The 18,187-nt window shown below is 36.4% G+C and carries 16 protein-coding genes; 4 read left to right on the plus strand and 12 right to left on the minus strand.

From position 1 onward, the window contains the following. Positions 1–3: 3 nt before the first annotated feature. The 4 genes from BTM29_RS01490 to BTM29_RS01505 all read right to left on the minus strand — a co-directional run bounded on the left by BTM29_RS01490 (position 4) and on the right by BTM29_RS01505 (position 2,905). Positions 4–333, minus strand: a complete 330-nt coding sequence (locus tag BTM29_RS01490) for a PTS lactose/cellobiose transporter subunit IIA (protein ID WP_076613808.1) — start codon at positions 331–333, stop codon at positions 4–6. Between the two features lie 12 nt (positions 334–345). Next, positions 346–1,749 (minus strand): PTS sugar transporter subunit IIC, encoded by a 1,404-nt coding sequence (locus tag BTM29_RS01495; protein ID WP_076613809.1) that lies wholly within the window; start codon positions 1,747–1,749, stop codon positions 346–348. Position 1,750: 1 nt separating this feature from the next. After that, a complete protein-coding gene (locus BTM29_RS01500) occupies positions 1,751–2,059 on the minus strand; it encodes a PTS sugar transporter subunit IIB (RefSeq protein WP_083685890.1) in 309 nt (102 codons plus the stop codon). A gap of 147 nt (positions 2,060–2,206) precedes the next feature. Continuing rightward, on the minus strand, positions 2,207–2,905 hold the full coding sequence (locus BTM29_RS01505; protein ID WP_076613810.1) for a GntR family transcriptional regulator: 699 nt from the start codon (positions 2,903–2,905) through the stop codon (positions 2,207–2,209). 293 nt (positions 2,906–3,198) lie between these two features. Between BTM29_RS01505 and BTM29_RS01510 the strand changes: the two genes are divergently transcribed. Next, entirely contained in the window at positions 3,199–5,073 is a 1,875-nt protein-coding gene (locus BTM29_RS01510) for a PTS sugar transporter subunit IIABC (protein ID WP_225972218.1), read from the plus strand. On the opposite strand, the gene BTM29_RS01515 is transcribed toward BTM29_RS01510, so the two are convergent. Next, complete coding sequence (locus BTM29_RS01515; RefSeq protein ID WP_076613812.1) at positions 5,070–5,801, minus strand: GntR family transcriptional regulator; 732 nt, start codon at positions 5,799–5,801, stop codon at positions 5,070–5,072. The two genes, BTM29_RS01510 and BTM29_RS01515, sit on opposite strands and share 4 nt — an antisense overlap. A 191-nt stretch (positions 5,802–5,992) precedes the next feature. Between BTM29_RS01515 and BTM29_RS01520 the strand changes: the two genes are divergently transcribed. Then, a complete protein-coding gene (locus BTM29_RS01520) occupies positions 5,993–7,066 on the plus strand; it encodes an SGNH/GDSL hydrolase family protein (RefSeq protein ID WP_076613813.1) in 1,074 nt (357 codons plus the stop codon). 379 nt (positions 7,067–7,445) lie between these two features. Here the strand turns inward: BTM29_RS01520 and BTM29_RS01530 are convergent, their stop codons facing one another. From BTM29_RS01530 to BTM29_RS01550, 5 genes are all read right to left on the minus strand, one after another. Next, positions 7,446–9,200 (minus strand): ABC transporter ATP-binding protein, encoded by a 1,755-nt coding sequence (locus BTM29_RS01530; protein ID WP_076613815.1) that lies wholly within the window; start codon positions 9,198–9,200, stop codon positions 7,446–7,448. Next, positions 9,200–10,963, minus strand: coding sequence for an ABC transporter ATP-binding protein (locus tag BTM29_RS01535; RefSeq protein WP_076613816.1), 1,764 nt, complete (start codon positions 10,961–10,963; stop codon positions 9,200–9,202). Before BTM29_RS01535 ends, BTM29_RS01530 begins: the two co-directional genes overlap by 1 nt. Before the next feature lie 58 nt (positions 10,964–11,021). Then, entirely contained in the window at positions 11,022–11,465 is a 444-nt protein-coding gene (locus tag BTM29_RS01540; RefSeq protein ID WP_076613817.1) for a MarR family winged helix-turn-helix transcriptional regulator, read from the minus strand. A 189-nt stretch (positions 11,466–11,654) separates the two neighbouring features. Then, positions 11,655–12,509, minus strand: a complete 855-nt coding sequence (locus BTM29_RS01545) for a DegV family protein (RefSeq protein ID WP_076613818.1) — start codon at positions 12,507–12,509, stop codon at positions 11,655–11,657. Beyond that, complete coding sequence (locus BTM29_RS01550) at positions 12,506–13,051, minus strand: DUF1836 domain-containing protein (protein WP_076613819.1); 546 nt, start codon at positions 13,049–13,051, stop codon at positions 12,506–12,508. Before BTM29_RS01550 ends, BTM29_RS01545 begins: the two co-directional genes overlap by 4 nt. 337 nt (positions 13,052–13,388) lie before the next feature. Here BTM29_RS01550 and BTM29_RS13155 point away from each other — a divergent pair, with 337 nt between their 5' ends. Together BTM29_RS13155 and BTM29_RS12915 are read left to right on the plus strand one after the other, a co-directional pair. Further along, a complete protein-coding gene (locus tag BTM29_RS13155) occupies positions 13,389–13,472 on the plus strand; it encodes a putative holin-like toxin (protein WP_353846882.1) in 84 nt (27 codons plus the stop codon). A gap of 401 nt (positions 13,473–13,873) precedes the next feature. Beyond that, positions 13,874–13,957, plus strand: a complete 84-nt coding sequence (locus BTM29_RS12915; protein WP_225972236.1) for a putative holin-like toxin — start codon at positions 13,874–13,876, stop codon at positions 13,955–13,957. 418 nt (positions 13,958–14,375) lie between these two features. Here BTM29_RS12915 and BTM29_RS01555 read toward each other — a convergent pair whose 3' ends face one another. Continuing rightward, positions 14,376–15,371 (minus strand): DMT family transporter, encoded by a 996-nt coding sequence (locus tag BTM29_RS01555; protein ID WP_076613820.1) that lies wholly within the window; start codon positions 15,369–15,371, stop codon positions 14,376–14,378. A 43-nt stretch (positions 15,372–15,414) separates the two neighbouring features. After that, complete coding sequence (locus BTM29_RS01560; RefSeq protein ID WP_076613821.1) at positions 15,415–18,162, minus strand: cation-translocating P-type ATPase; 2,748 nt, start codon at positions 18,160–18,162, stop codon at positions 15,415–15,417. Positions 18,163–18,187: the final 25 nt, after the last annotated feature.

Here is an 18,187-nt window from a genome sequence, read left to right on the forward strand (position 1 = left end):
GAATCATTCCTTATTCTTAAGAGAGTTTATTTCTTCATGTAGATTAATAACTTTTTCAGCAACAGTCATCATAATATCGGCTGAAATGAAATGATCTTGTGAGTGAATCAGCATAATTGATTTTTCAACCTTTTCACCATTCATCTCATCTGTCATCCATTTAGTTTGGATATTGTGTGCCTCATGCAGTGTTTTATGTGCTTCTTTTAATTCTTCTCTAGCTTTTTTTATATCGCCAGTTTCAGCTGTACTCATTGCTGTAATACATTGTGACTTAGCAGTTCCTGCAACTGAGATCAACTCCATGGCTCTTTTTAATTGTTTCTCATCCAAGATATATTCCTCCTATGCACCAAGTGCTTCTGTAGCAGCATTTTCCATTTCTTTATCAGGATTATCAGGATTCAATTTGTTATCCATTCTAATAAATGGAACGTAGATTGCAGTTGTAATAAGAACGATTACTGCTTGTACGATCAATCCGTTGATAGAACCTGTGTACAATAGCCCTGAAAGTAATGTTGGTACCGTCCAAGGAACGTTATTAACGATAGGTCCGATGAATCCGATTCTTGTGAAGAATAATCCGATATAAAATGCCAATGGTTGTGCAACTAACCATGGAATAAAGTACAAAGGATTCAAGATAATTGGTAGACCAAATGTAACTGGTTCTGAAATATTAAAGATAGCAGGCATTAAGGCAATTTTTGAAACCTTTTTGGCAGCTAATCTCTTTGAAAAAAGCATTAAAGCTAAGACTGGTGATACTGAACATGATCCAGCAGCAACAGTTGAAAAGTTCATAAATAATGTTGAATAAACGTGTTGTGCTTGGCCTAGCATATTCTGTGTATCATTGATATTCCATGTTAAACCAAAGATTGGACCCCAAATTGATGTTGGGTGAATACCGAACCATTGAAGTAAACTCCATGTGATCTGTGATACAAAGGCGAACAATCCTGTACCAGAAATAGCAAGTGCTGGCTTTTGGAGTGCTGTTAGTAATAATTCTGGCATTGTTTCGCCAGTGAATGTTGTACTGATACCTGTAAGGATAATGAAGACACCCATTGTGATAACACCAGGAATCAATGATTCAAAACTACGAGCAACTGCAGGTGGAACTGAATCTGGCATCTTAATAGTAAAGTTCTTAGCAAGTACCTTATTGTAGATCCAGACTGCAAATCCAGAGATAAGTAAGGCGGCGAAGACACCTTTTGTACCAAAGAATGTAGTATCCATATAGTTCAAAACATCGATAGGCTTCTTAGCACCATCTGGTGTGTATTGGAATTTCCAAGGCATACAGATGAAGAATGCACCTAAGGCATAAAGAACTGAAGTCATATGTTCCTTACTCTTTGGGAAATACTTACGTGAAAATGTATGTGAAAAAATAACTACAAGTAAAATAGCGAAAGTATTCAGAGAACCATTTGAAACTAATCCAATCAAGTTCCCAGTCGTTGTTAAACCATTAAATAATCCTGACTTACCCCAAGCAGCCCAAGAACCACTGATGAGTCGTCCAAGTCCCAATCCTTGTTTACCAAAGATAAGACCATTAGTAGGATCAACGAAAACATTTTGAATCATGATAGCAAATCCGGCAATCATTGATGTAGCAGCAACAATGATGAACGAATCACGTAGTGTCAAGAGCAATTTGTTCGCAGCGATTTTACCGGCAGTCTTGGTAAATTCAGCTTGGAACTTTTGGTAACCTTTCCCTTTAGCCATATTAATCTATTCCCTTCTCTTTCAATACGTCTACTAATACTTGACCATCCATACTACCGAACTGTTGCATAGTTAATAGGATAACTTTTGTATTTGGATGGCCTTCTTTAGTCTGATCAAATGCCCAACCAATTTGTGGTGCTAGTAAGATAACATCTACATCGTCCCCAACTTCATCGACCATACCAAAGTCATAGGCATCGACTTTTACATCCTTCTTCTCAGCATCGTAAACCTTTTGCATTTTTGCCCCGATTAGACTAGTGGAAAATCCACCGCTACAGAAAATAGCAATTTTCAATTGTTTCATAATTGAAACCCCCTTCGTTTTTGTTAACGGTTTCATTATAAGTTCAGTCTCCACTTTAAGTCAATACAAATTATTAATTTGTTATAACAAATTATTTTTGACATAAAAAAAGACATCAAATTATCAAAATGCAAATAATTAAATGTCTTAAATTGATTCATGTATTGAAAATTGTGATGATCGAATGTATGTATATGCATACTCAAAAATCTGTCCATTATCCAAAAAAGACCTTTGCTCCACTGTTATCAGCGGTTCAGGCTCAACTAGACCTAGCTTTGTTTTCACTGGTTCAGCAGACATTTCACTTGATATTGTCCGAATGCCTGAATCGACATCTAGGTCCAACTCCTTGTCGATAAAGTCATAAATGGACCCCTTTAAAGAATCCATCTGCATCCCTTGAATAATTTTTACAGGCATAAATATCTTTTGTAGCGCAATGACAGTATCTTTGTCTTTAATTAAACGTTCGATTCCATAGGTGAAGTCGAACTGATTGATATTCAACTGATCCATGACCTCACCAGATGGTTTATCAACACCAAAATTCAAAAGTTCAACTTCGTATTTGTTGAAATCAAATATTTCTAAAGATCTTTTACCATTATTGAATCCAGTATTTGCTTGATTGTCTTTAACAAAGGTCCCAGAGCCTTGGATCCTATAGATCAGTCCTTCATCTACCAGTATATCCAAGGCCTTTCTAACGGTGATCCGACTAACATTTAGTGAAGTCGCAATCACAGTTTCTTGAGGTAATTGTTCATTGATTTGATATTCTTTTTCTAAGATCTGCTGTCGTAAACGATTCGCCACCACCACATACTTGGGTGTTTCTTTCATAAATTTTCCTCCGACATCATTACACAGCATCTAAAATTTGTTATAACTATTTCTAGATGTGTCTTTGCTATTATAACGCATTTACTAAATAATCATATAGTGACTTATAGTATCAATATTAACCCATTTCAAAACTGATACCCACAAAAAAACAACAATAAAACAAAACAAAATGTTTAAACACTTATGACTATAAATTTATTCATAAAGGTTATACAATAAAGTGGATAATTGTCTTTTTTATGTATTTTTTACATAGACTCACTTAAATATGCCTATTGGGAGGAATAATCTTGGAGGACTCATTGAATATTCTGGCACCAATATCTGGAAAGGTCATTGATTTAACCACGGTGAATGATCCTGTATTTTCAAAAAAAATGATGGGAGAAGGTTTTGGGATTCTCCCCAGTGATAATTATGTCACTTCACCAGTATCCGGAACTATCACGCTAGTGGCAAAAACTAAACATGCTATAGGAATCACTACACCAAACGGTGTTGAAATCCTAATTCACATGGGGATAGACACTGTAACTTTAAATGGTACCCCTTTTGAGATCCACGTCAAAGTAAACGATAAAGTATCAGCTGGACAACTTATCGCCATTATGGACCTTACTGCAATAATAAAGTCTGGAAAAGACCCGACTGTCATAGTCGCAATAACCAACTCTGATAAGTTAAACGACATCAAGATACATCTTGGAAAAGTTGATTCTGGTCAAATAGTCGCGACTACAAAGTTTCATTCAAATTCTGACAAAGAAGTCGATGTCCCAACAAATTACCATCAAATAGCCGAAGCAATCATTCAAAATATCGGTGGCGTTGAGAACGTATCTTCGCTCATTCATTGTATGACAAGACTACGCTTCTATCTTATAAACGATAAGTTGACTAATGATTCTGCTATCAAGAATATTGATGGAATTATAAACATCGTTCGTGCAGGTGGGCAATATCAAGTTGTCATCGGTCCATCAATTGACGATATTTATGCTGCTGTAGTTGATATTCTTGGTCCCAAATTATCACAAAATAATTCAATTAAAAATGACGCACCGAAGAGTTTTTGGGCCGAATTCAAGAATTACCTGAATTCATTCATCCATGTTCTGACAGGTTCAATGCTTCCTATCATTGGGCTTCTAGGTGGATCTGGTATTTTGAAAGGAATCCTTGGTGCACTTTGTGGATACGGAATCTTGGAGAAGTCCAGTGGCACTTACTTATTATTCTCAGCCATTGGAGATTCTCTATATTACTTCCTACCAATAATCCTCGGATTCACCACCGCAAAAGTACTTGGAGCAAATCCGATCACGATGGCTGTGGTCGGTGGAGTATTGACCTATCCGTCATTAATCACTGCTGGTAATGAAGCGATTCAACTGACGGTGTTTAGAATACCGGCTCACATCATGAGTTACACGTCGTCTGTCTTCCCAATAATATTTGCGGCTTGGGTGGGAAGTTACTTGGAGAAGTGGCTAAAGAAAGTCATCCCTTCAGTGATTCGCTCAGTCTTCCTTCCCATCATAGAAGTGATTCTACTTAGCCTATTGATATATGTCGGAGTCGGCCCAGTTATGCTTTATTTGAGCAAATTATTATCTCTTGGGGTTGAGTCAATTTACTTTGTAAATCCTGCTTTAACAGGCGTATTAGTCTCTGGATTATATCAAATATTAGTAATATTCGGACTACATTGGGCGATCATTCCCATACTAGTCAACGACTTAGCCATCAATGGGCACAGTTACCTCAATGCCATGATCTCAGTAACTATGGTCGCTCAAGGTGCTGCTGCAATGGCCGTTGCACTAAAAACTAGAGACAAAAAATACCGTGATCTATCCTGGGCAGCAACTCTTTCAGCCTTTTGTGGCGTTACTGAACCAGCAATCTACGGTATTACTTTGAAATATAAACGTATTTTCATTCTATCAAATATCGGTAGTGCCATCGGGGGATTCCTTGCTGGATTCTTCAAAGTAGATGCCTATGCCTTATCCGGCTCACTTATCGGCTTTCCAGCTTTTATAAATCCCAATGTCGGAGTTACTTCCAATCTACAAGGATATGTTATCGCCCACATAGCTACTCTGATCGTTACATTTATCTTAGTTTTTGTTTGGGGCGATAAAGATCCTGTTTCAAATTAGAACGACTTGAAATCTACCATTGAAAAGTTGTTGGGAACATACCTAGTTTGCGTGTGCTCAAATAGACTTCCAGTATCGGTATAAACAAACTTAGTTAACACACCTACACAGTTCATATCGTCAATATCCAACACCTGCATATCACGTTTGGTGGCTGATTCTACTGTAGTAGTTGAACGTTCAGCCGCAATCTTAAATAGATTATTATCACGAATATATTGATAAATAGAACTCTTAGCATCTTCAACCGTCATATCCTTCAACATGCTCTTGCGGAAGTAACTATTATCAACAACAAGGGCATTGCCGTCAAATAAACGTAATCTTTCAATATAAAATGCCTTATCACCTGCATTAAAAGAGGTGATTTTTTCGATTCTTTCATCTACTTCAACTTCTTCAAAGGATAAAACTTCAGTTGAAAGTTCTTGAATGAACTTGTTCTGTGGAAATTTTTTTAATCCTTCAAATCCTATATTATTATCAGCAGTAAATACGACCTTATCATCACGGATAGGTTCTAAAACAACTACTCCACGTCCTTTAACGGCATAAACAAGCCCATCACTTTGGAGTTCTTTTAGTGCACGTCTGACGGTATTTCTAGTCACATCAAATCGTGCTGCAAGATCTTCTTCACCAGGTAATGTATTTCTTGGTGGATAGACTTGCTTATTGATCTCATCTTTCAATGTGTCATAAATGTCAGAATATAACTTTTTTGGCATGGTAGTTTCTCCTCAATTAAGCAAATTATGTGGTATATGTTTAAACATATGTTAAAATTGGTTAACAAATTATAGGTGTTTAAACATCTACAATCTAGTAAGATTATAACATATGATTACATCATTTGAACTGAATTATATAAAATAATAATAATAATTTATCATCGAATGACTTTATCTGGAGGACAACCATGACAATAGTTAATACCTGGACTCAAGAATTCTCGTACTTCCCAAATATTAAGCGTATCAATCATAACAAAACCCAAACCATGACCGTATTCCAGTCAATAAGTACTAACAAGATACGGATATTGGTCAATAACCAATACGGTAGACTGCCACTAGAGATAAAGAGTATCAAGATCATTGTCGCTGATAAGACTTATGACATCAAATATAATAAAAAAACGAGCTTCAGTATTGCCGCAAAGCAAAGTATCTGGAGTGATTGGCTTACTGTACATCTGATGGAAAATAGTTACTTCAAAATACAGATCACCGCATTCAACCGTTCTATTCACACATTAGGATCGACCATTTCATCCGACATAATCAGTTGTGACAACTACCAAAGTGGCGAAACAAGCTACTTCTTCGGTGTATCTGCCATTCAAGCTGATACCAGCTCCCTGATTGAAAAACTGGCCTTTTTTGGAGATTCATTGACCAATCAAGGGACCTTTACTGATGCCTTATCCAAGGTGATGTCCAAAGAGAATATTGTTACTGCTAATTATGGAATATCTGGTAATCGTCTTTTACATAAGGGTAATAGTACTTCCAAGTGGTCCAGCAGTTTTGGCCCTGCCGGAATCGATCGTTTCCAAAAAATGATTGATGAATTCTGTCCAAATACTATTGTATTACTAGAAGGGACAAATGACTTAATGCAACCTGGAACTGGAACTCCTCTAAAAGAATTACCAACTGGCGAAGAATATATTGCTGGCCTAAAAGGTATCGAAAAAACATGTCAAAAAAATAATATCAAGTTGATTTGTTTAACGATTCCTCCATTTAAGGGATCTATCATTGATGGCATAGCTGCCTGGAATCCTGATAAGGAAAATATTCGAATACAGATTAATAATTATATTCTTGAGATCCCGCACTCTATTGATTTGGCAACTTTTGTTAGTAACGATGAGCAGACTCAATTATCTGATGAGTTTGATTGTGGTGATCATGCACATTTTTCCAAGGCTGGTGGTAAGCTTATTGCTCAGTTCTTGGAAAATAGTCTTAATGGTTTATATGTTTAATTTTTGATTGTACAATTTATCCTTTTCCTTGTTTGCTTCGCAAACGCGTAAAAACACACAATTTCTTCCGCTTAGCGCTAAAAATGGGGTCTTCACTTTCGTGAAGGCCCCATTTTTGATTGTACAATTTATCCTTTTTCTTGTTTGCTTCGCAAACGCGTAAAAACACACAATTTCTTCCACTTAGCGCTAAAAATAGGGTCTTCACTTTCGTGAAGGCCCCATTTTTGATTGTACAATTTATCCTTTTTCTTGTTTGCTTCGCAAACGCGTAAAAACACACAATTTCTTCCACTTAGCGCTAAAAATAGGGTCTTCACTTTCGTGAAGGCCCCATTTTTTGTGCTAATGCTCGGAAATTCCCGTGTGTTTTTACGCTCTACTCCTGGAACTGGCTATTATACATATTTGCATAAAATCCATTAACTTCCATCAACTCATCATGTGTACCTCGTTCAATAATCTCACCATCTTTTACTACTAAGATAATATCAGCATTCTTAATAGTAGAAAGTCTATGGGCGATGACAAATGAGGTCCTACCTTTCATCAATAGATCCATTGCTTTTTGGATTTGTTCTTCGGTTCTTGTATCAACTGAACTTGTGGCTTCGTCAAGAATCAACATTGGTGAATTCTTGATCAATGCTCTAGCAATGGTCATCAATTGTTTTTGGCCGACTGATAGACTGATTGAATCATCTAAAACTGTATCGAGTCCTTTTGGCAAGGTATCGATAAAGTGATCAATACCAACAGCCTTGATGGCTTTTTGAATTTGTTCTTCGGAAACATCTTTCTTGTTATATACTAGATTATTTCTTACTGTATCATCAAATAACCATGCATCTTGAAGCACCATATCGAATTGATCACGTACGTCAGAACGTTTCATATCTTCAATATCGACGCCGTCCATTTTAATCGTTCCACTATTCATATCATAGAATCTCATCAAAAGATTAACTGTCGTTGTCTTACCTGAACCTGTAGGACCAACGATAGCAACTTTTTGTCCGGGTTTAGTATGAACTGTAAAATCTTTGATAATTGTTTGACCTGGTAAATATCCAAATTTAACATGGTCAAATTCAACATCACCAGTTACTTTTGGTACTTCGACATCCTTGTCAGAATCATCTATTTCTTCTGCTTCTCCCAAGAATCCAAAGACACGTTTCATTGCGGCTTGAGCTGATTGTAAACTGGCAAAAGCTTGAGCTATTTGTGATAGAGGTTGTGAGAATAGACGTACATAAATCATAAAGGCAACGATAGTACCCATACTGATCTTACCGTCAATTGCCATAACTCCACCGACGATACAGACCATCACATATCCAAAGTTACCAACAAATCCCATCAACGGTTGCATGATACCTGACATAAATTGTGATTTCCAAACTGAATCGTACAATTTATTATTCATCCCATCAAAGTTCTCTTTAGCATCATCGGCATAATTTGAAGTCTTAACGACTGCGTGTCCTGAATAAATCTCTTCTGTGTAACTTGAGATATCGGCCAAACGGTTCTGTTGACTATTGAAGTACTTTTGAGATCTACTCATAATCACAATAGTCAGTACAAATCCTATCAACACTGAAACAATCGCTGTGATACTCATAACAACATTTGTGATAAGCATCATGACGACACATCCGATAAACAAAGTGATAGATGATATCAATGTACCTAGACTTTGGTTCAATGATTGTCCCATTGTATCCAAGTCATTAGTAACTCGACTCAATGTGTCACCTTCGTTATGAGTATCGAAGTAGTTCAGTGGTAATTTATTGATTTTGTGAACAATATTATTTCTTAGTTTTTGTGTAAACTTCTGAGTTACTGTGGCCATTATGAATCCTTGACCATATGACATCACTGCCCCAGCAACGTAAATAATTCCCATGATCATAGTTATCTTAAGTACTTGAGCAACGTCTATTTTACCCATCAATCCATTAGTGATAAGATCAGTGATCTTGCTCAATTGACTGGGTCCAATTATAGAAGTAATACTGCCTAGTGCAGCGAAAACTACAGCAAACAGTACTGGTGCAATGTAGGGTCTACCATACTCTACTACGCCATCTTTGATATTGATATCTCTGGTATTTGCTCTACGCATTAGGCAAGTTCCTCCTTTGATAGTTGTGAATAAGCGATTTCTTGATATACTTCATTATCTTTGAGCAACTCTTCGTGAGTTCCTTGACCGACAACTTGTCCTTTATCAAGAACAATAATCTGATCAGCATCGATAATAGTACTGATACGTTGGGCAACAATAACCTTAGTAGTATCTGCATCTTTTTCTTTTAAGTCATCACGTAACTTTTTATCCGTCTCATAATCTAGTGCTGAAAATGAGTCATCAAACAACAATATTTCTGGTCGACGAGCAATTGCACGAGCAATCGCCAATCTTTGCTTCTGACCACCTGAGAAATTATCACCATGTTGAGCAACATTAGACTCTAAACCATCTTCTTTTCCCTCAACAAAATCACGTGATTGTGCAATCTCTAGTGCATCATAGGCATCTGAATCACTTATATCATCAGCTTTGTTAGAACTCTCACCAAAGTCAATATTGCTCTTGATGCTGCCACTAAATAAGACAGCCTTTTGTGGGATATATCCGATTCGATCATTTAGTTCTTTTTCTGAATAATCTTTAACATTGACACCATCAATTAATACTTGACCATCTGTAGCATCATATAGACGCGGAATAAGGTTCAAGGCTGAACTCTTACCACTACCAGTGGAGCCAATAAGCGCAATAGTCTGACCCTTTTGTGCTTTAAATGATAGCTTAGCAACAGCTGGTATCTCAGCATCGGGATATTGGAAACTTACATTTTCAAACTGAATAGTACCTTTCTCACTTGGTTCTTTGGTTGTTTCATTATTGAATTTAATTGTAGGATCAATATCCAACACATCATTGATTCTTCCTGCAGATACAGTTACACGAGGAAGAATTACAAAGATAATCGATAATAATAAGAATCCTAAGATAACTTGAATAGCATATGATGAGAACACGATCATGTCACTGAACAGCGACAATCTTTGGGCTCCACTTGCTTGTTGAATAATAATGGCACCAATAGCGTATACAGCTAGCGTCAATGAACTAGAAATGAAGCTCATTCCCGGATTCATTAATGCCAAGACACGGTTTGCATACAGGTTCGTATTAGTTAAGTCATCATTGGCTTTGTTAAACTTGTCATTTTGATATTCTTCTGCATTGTATGCATGTACTACTCTGACACCTGATAAGTTCTCTTGTGTAACCAGATTCAATCTATCAGTAAGCTTTTGGACCATTTTGAATTTGGGTTGAACTTTGGTCAGAATAAATGTCAACATTATACAAAGTATCAAGACGGCAACAGCTGTGGCAGTAGTCCATTGCCATCCCTTACCAGCAATTTTAGTGATAGCCCAAACTGCTGTGATCGGTGCTTTGATAATAACTTGAAGACCCATAGCAACGAATTGTTGGATCTGAGTAATATCATTTGTTGAACGTGTTAGTAAACTTGAGACTGAAAAGTTCTTAATATCTTGTGTAGAATAATCCATGACTTGATTGAAGACGTCTTTTCTCACTCTAGCCGTAAATCCACCGGCAATCTTGGCGACGAAGTAGCCAGTTACAATGGCTACTAGAACACTTAGAACTGATAACAATAGCATCATCAATCCAGGTGCTATAATATCTCCAATAGTCGAGCCTTTAGTTTCAATTTTTTCAGTAATTGTGGACATATAACTTGGAATACTCAATTCCAACCAAACTTGAATGACAATGAAGGCTGTACTGATCACCATCATGCCATATTCTTTTTTGTTCATTCTGCTAAGTAATTTAAACATTGGCAACTCCTCTTTGTACGAGTTCGTACACGTTTCTATACGTTAAAAAATAAAATGCTTATTCAGCATTGTCATGGATCTTTCTTAATACTTTAAAAAATACCTTTAAATCTTCGGCTGAAATATCCCGCTTTAAAGAATTCTCTAAGTGGTCGGCTGCAGTATCTATCTTATTCATCTCTGACATGGTCTCTTTTGTTAATCTGATACGTTTGTATCTGGCATCATGCTCAGAAGGTGTTCGCTCCACCATGCCGTTTTTGACCATGCGACTTACTAGTCCACTAGCGGTGGATTTACTGATAGACATTGCTTCTTCAAGATCCTTTTGGAAAACTTCTTTGTTTTTATTACGATAGAAGAAACCAATGGCCATACTTTGAGTTTTTGACATGGGACCTTTGCCCTCATGAAAAATCGGATATTCGCTTTTTACGTAGCGATCCAACTTCAAATGCAGATTCCTAACTTGAAAAATAATTGTTTCTCGTGGATCAATCATATAATCCCTCCATAATTTTCATATGTTAGTTCGCATACGAATAGTTGGCATGCGAACTATATTACTTTCTTTTTATTACGAAGTCAATACTTTGTTACTAAAAAATTAATTGGACGAAAAAAAATGCTTTATAACCTTGATGGTTATAGAGCATTTTTTCTACATAATTGTAGGATTAAGTAAATATTTCTAATCCAGTAAAACAACTCCAACCCCTACTAACCCAGGGCCAGTATGAACACCAAGTGCCGGTCCGACTTGGCCGAAGAATTGTTTACTACCTTTAATATTATCTTCACCAAGTAAGTCGACCATTCTTTTACCTGCGACTTCATCGGCACCATGACCTACCGCCAATAAATAGTCCTTGTGTCCATCGACAAACTTGTTAACAAAATCAAGCATTAACTTCTGTCCCTTTTTCATCCCACGAGCCTTAGCAGCAGTTGTATAGATACCTTCATCGTTACAAGTAATAATTGGAGCAAGCTTCAACATATTACCAACAACTGATGTTACCAATCCAATACGACCACCGGCACGTAAGTATTCTAGAGTTGGGATACAGAAATAAACCACCGTGTTATTGATCATTTTTTTAACACCTAAGGCTACCTCTTCATAACTCTTACCAGCATCGACCATATCCTTGGCTCCAACACCAATCAATCCTGCGGCAACGGCAACTTGCTTGGTATCAAAAGCTGTAAAGGTGAATCTGTCATCATCTTCAAGCAATACCTTCAAGAAGTTGTATGTTCCACTAAGTCCAGATGAAACAGATATTGAAATAATATGGTCATATCCATCATTGTGTATCTTATCCAACATATCAGTAATACACTCACCACTTGGAAGCGACGTCTTTGGTATCTCTTTATCTAGGTTGTTATAGACTTCAATCGCTGTAATATCTATTCGATCCTTATATGTTTTATCTTTATAAATAATCTGTAGTGGCAATTCATAAACGCCAGCCTTTTGTAAATATTCCTCAGGAATATCGCAACAAGAGTCCATTAATATAGCAATACGTTCTGTCATTTTTCTTCACTCTTTTCCTTTGAGGAATTCTCATTATCCAGCAACAATATCTTCTTAGTTACCCATTTTGATGCAAAAGAAATTGTTACCATCTCAACCATTAGATACTCGGATGAATCATTACCCTGTGACAATTTTTGTTCTTCAGCCCGATGGTTGATCATTTTTAAAGCCATCTCTTGTTTCTCACAGAAAAAGTCAAAGGCATTATCAATCCCACCATTTAGTTTGGTCATTAATTCAATGCCCTCTTCAATCTCATTAATAGAAACAACTTGCTTCAAGAATGTGATGGCAATCAAATATGCCAAATGTTCTCTGGTATATCTTTTTTTGACTGGATGTGGTAAAAGTCCATTTTTAACATAGTTATTGACCATTGACGCTGTCACTATCGGACCATCATCCAACCAGATGGGACCGAGATATTTATCTATTAAGGTTAATAATTGATCTCGATATAAATCCAACTCAGGCAAATCTGCCCAACGTGGTAACTTGAATTCTTCTAAATTATCTAACCATTTCTTTAATTCATCCATTAAAAGGCACCTCTTTATAATTACTAATACAATTTATCATAATTCTAAATACTATTCAATCTAGTTTTAATAACTAGATAATAATAAAAGTAAAAAAGCTAAATAATTTCGGCTTTTCTTTGTAACATATGTATGGGGAGGGTTATTAAATAAACAATTAAAAATTATATCAATAAACAATACTATTTCACAGGCTACCATTAGGATATAAGAATTCACTTCTGTAGAATATTATTCATCGGAAGTTCAGACGGTGGCTAACTAATTAATTAATTATATTAAGGAGTGATGCCTATGGAATTTCGCGTTATTGAGTGTCCCTTCAGTGAGGGTGGACATGACGGTCTTTCAAGTGTTATCTCTAATGATTGCTTTTGCGTTGTTAGTTATTGAAATTCTGAAATTTAACCGAAAAAAATAACCGCTGATTTTGACTTTGGACAGTCATGCGGTTACTTTTTCGTATGATAAAACCACCGCCTTGGCGGCCGATTCTTCACAGCAAGCCAGTGGGGCTTGCTTTTTTATTACACCGAAAGTATAACAAGGTTACTTTGTTTTTTCAATTTTTAAACATCATACTTTTATGATACTGATTGCATTCAAATCTAACGTAATAGAATCATTAGATAAGTTTATTAATTAAGAATTATATCAATAAACAATACTATCTCACAGGCTACCATTAGGATATAATTATCCACTTCTGTAGAATATTATTCATCGGAAGTTCAGACGGTGGCTAACTAATTAATTATCTGTATTAAGGAGTGATTCCTATGGAATTTCGCGTTATTGAGTGTCCCTCCAGTGAGGATGGACATGACGGTCTTTCAAGCTTTATCGCTAATGATTGCTTTTGCATTGTTAGTTATTGAAATTCTGAAATTTAACCGAAAAAAATAACCGCTGATCAAGACTTCACCAAGTCACGCGGTCATCTTTTCGTGATACGGTCACCGCCTAGGCGGCCGATTCTTCACAGCAAGCCAGTGGGGCTTGCTTTTTTTATTACACCGAAAGTATAACAAGATTCTTATGCCATATCAATTCTTAACATTTACAAAATCATGTGTAAAATTCTATCAAAATTTATTTAAAAAATGGTACTAAAAACTCCATTCTAATGATTGCTTTTGCGTCGTTAGTTATTGAAATTCTGAAATTTAACCGAAAAAAATAACCGCTGATTTTGACTTTGGAGAGTCATGCGGTTACTTTTGTATGATAAAACCACCGTCTTGGCGAATGGTTCTTAAAAGCAAGCCAGTGGGGCTCGCTTTTTATTACAACGAAAGTATAACAGGTTTAACTGCTATATCAATCAATTAGTTTGACGTCGTACTAACGCTATTACCTGATAAGCAATCTTCTCACCTACAAGAGTAATTAAGGAACCAAATAGAATCACTACGATCCCAATAATAGTACGTCCACTGATAGCCTCGCCTAGAATAAATAGTGACAAAACTGGGGCTAGTGCTGGTTTGATCAAGAAGATCAATGAAGCTTGGACAATTCCAACTTCTTCCATTGATACAAAATACAAACCAAACGCAACTCCTGTAACTAATATTGAAATATACAAGATCAATGGCAATGTTTGTAGCGTTATACCCTTAAAGAACGGTATATTTACAAACTCGCTATAATGGGCTGGTAAATTTTGTGCTATCGGTGTATGACTTAACAACATCAAAGCACCTAATTCCAATGCACCAAATAAGAATGCAAAGCAGGTCATAGACAATCCATTGATCCCAATCTTACTTCCATTGACACGTGACATAACGCCATAAACACCGAAAATTATCGATGATAATAATCCTAAGATTATTCCGGCAGGATTTGACAAATGGAACGGATTAATAATTATTAACAATCCTACTAGTGTTAGAACTAATGCAAAAACATTGGTTCTTGATAGTTTCTCATGTAAAAATATGAATCCAATGATCAAACCAAAGATTGGGTTCGCACTCAAAATAATGGCAATCACTGAAGCTTGTGTAACTTGAATAGACAACTGATATAGTGTCATGCTGACAACGACAATAACAAAACCTGTTAATGCACATCGAGCATAATCACCTAGTGACATTTTAATATTATTCTTTCTGAGATGAAGAATTGCAAATGGCGATAATGCCAATCCACCAAACAAGAATCTAATAAAATTCAATTCAACTGGATTGAATTGACCACCAGCAATTTTCAAAGCAATTTCCATAGAACTGAATAAGAACATCGGTATTATTATGTATAAAAAACCTTTTAACTTCAAAACGTCTCTTTCATCCCCTAAATAGTAAAGTAACAATAATAGTTTACTCCTATTACTAGGGTAATTTTAAGGGGTGTTATCATGAAAACGTTTTTAATTGGTAAATATATTTAATTCCAGAAATTACAAATACTGGAATTGCAGGAATAAATATTACCATTAAGTAAACCACATTACTTAACCTCGCCGTTCCCATAACTTCATTAAAGAACGGAGACATAGTAACAAACAATGAACTTAATGCAGAGAACGATACTGCAATAATCAATTTGGAATTACTGAACGGATTCCGATTGAATAGCGTTTTGGAACTGCGTGCATCGAATACATTCCACAATTGGCCAAATACCAAGGTCAAGAATGCTACTGTTTGGACTTCTCTAACTTGCATACCACTTCTGGCAGCCAATACAAAGGCGATAAATACGACTAATCCCATGGTTACTCCTCGCACAATAATTCGACTCAACATCCCGTCAGAGAGAATTGATTTATTCGTATCACGAGGTGGATCGTTCATAATATCCGATTCGGGAACATCGTACCCCAACGCAAATGATGGCAGTGCATCACTCACCATATTGACCCACAGAACCATTAGAGCCGTTAAAGTCGGTGTATTACTAGAAACATTACCAATATCTCGTGTAATGAGAAGTAAACCAAACATCAACGAGAGAACTTCGGCAACGTTAGTTGTCAGTTCATGTCTCATGAAGTTTTTTATATTAGTAAAAATCGTTCTACCGGCTTCAACAGAATGTTCTATTGTTGTAAATTTATCATCCAGTAATATCAAATCAGCTGAATCTTTTGTAACGTCTGTACCGTTGATTCCCATTGCTACACCAATATCCGCCGTTCGTAACGCTGGTGCATCATTAACTCCATCACCTGTCATCGCAACCACTTCACCATGTCGTTGCAATTGTTTAATGATTCTTTGTTTGTGTTCTGGAGATACTCTGGCATAAACCCTTAGATTTTCAACCTCGTCATACAATTGATCATCTGATAATTGATCAATTTGTTTACCTTCCATTACTGGCGCAGTGGTATCCGCAATTATTCCCAACTTAATAGCGATAGCTTGAGCTGTTTTTGCATGATCCCCGGTGATCATTACTACATTTATCGAGGCGTTATGTAGCGTCTCTACTGACTTTCTAACTTCCTCACGTGGTGGATCAATAATGCCTGCCAATCCCAACAAATCAATATTTACTTCTAATTGTTCCATTGGTAAGTTCATTGCTTCATCTTCAGAAATAACTCTTTCACCAACTGCCAGAGTACGAAGTGCTGATTGTGCAAATTCGTTGACCTTTTCTTCAAAGGCTTTATTTTCATCTGTCATTACCGCTTTTCTCAATAAAACATCGGGAGCACCTTTAACCAATACTTTAAACGTGTCGCCATTCTTAATTACCACACTCATCATTTTTCTAGTACTGTCGAATGGGAAAATACGTAAAATATCATAGTCCTCTACTGATTTTTGATTGAGCAATTCATGTCGATTCAAATTCATCTTCAACCCTAATACGACTAAAGCAACGTCGGTTGGATTACCAAAGGGAACATAATTATCATTTTCATCCTTTGAGATATTGGCCTCATTGTTCAAAATACTCGCAATAACAAATGGCTTTGCCAATTCCACTTTATCCTTAGGAGTTATTTCACCTAATGGATTATATCCTCTACCTTCAACATCGAATTCAATTCCTTTAGTAAAGAACTTTGTTACGGTCATCTCATTCTTTGTTAATGTCCCAGTTTTATCTGAAGCAATAAAGGTAGTAGATCCGAGCGTTTCAACACTATTCAATGACTTAATTAAGCCTTTACTTTTAGTTAACGAAGTCGCTCCAATTGTTAAAACAATCGATAACACTGCTGGTAGTGCATCTGGTATTGCCGCTACAGCAAGAGCGATTGCAGTTGATAATATTGCCGCAAAACTAGTAAATGAGAAGGTTCCTGTAACTAACCATGTCTTAAGGGATCCAGCAACTAAGGTAAATAACACTACTCCAATCGCTACAAACATCAATTTATGTGTAAGATCATCGACAGTTTTCTCGATGGGAGTCTTTTGATTATCGTCATCATTCAATAATTCCGCAATTTTACCAAGCTCAGTATCCATCCCTGTGGCAGTTACCACAGCATATCCGTTTCCGTTAGTAACAGTTGAACCGGAGTATCCCATATTTTTACGGTCACCCAAATCGGTCTTTTCGGGTAATTCTTCAACTATCTTAGTGATTGGATCTGACTCACCTGTTAAATGTGCCTCTAAAACTTGTAACTCCGAAACCTTTATCCATCTCACATCAGCTTCAATAAAATCTCCAGTTTTGGCGCTGATAATATCACCTGGCACCAACTGATCAACTTTTATTTTGTTCCAATTGTTATCACGTAATACTGAAGCTTGGTGATTGTTCATCTCCCTTAAACTATCAAGAGATTTTCTGGCATTCATAGTTTGCCAAACTGATAGTCCACTATTTATAAAAATCAGGATCAAAATTGCGATTGCTTCATAAAAAGAGGACATTGCATGTTTCACATTGCCACCTGACAGATCATATATCCCACTTATCAAAGATAACAAAACCGCTAGCAAAAGAATTATTACTAGTGGTTCCTTGAATGAATCTATTAAAATTTTCCAGATAGGTGTGGGAGGCTCTTGTTGGATTTCATTTTTCCCATACTTACTAAGCCGTAGTTGTGCGTCTTTGTCCGTCAATCCTTCATGACGATTTGTTTTTAATTCATCTAAAACGTCATTTTTATTCTGATCATAAAACATTATAAGCCTCCCTAGATTTGATTTAGAT

The sequence above is a fragment of the Companilactobacillus allii genome, assembly GCF_001971585.1.
Taxonomy (GTDB): Bacteria; Bacillota; Bacilli; order Lactobacillales; family Lactobacillaceae; genus Companilactobacillus; species Companilactobacillus allii.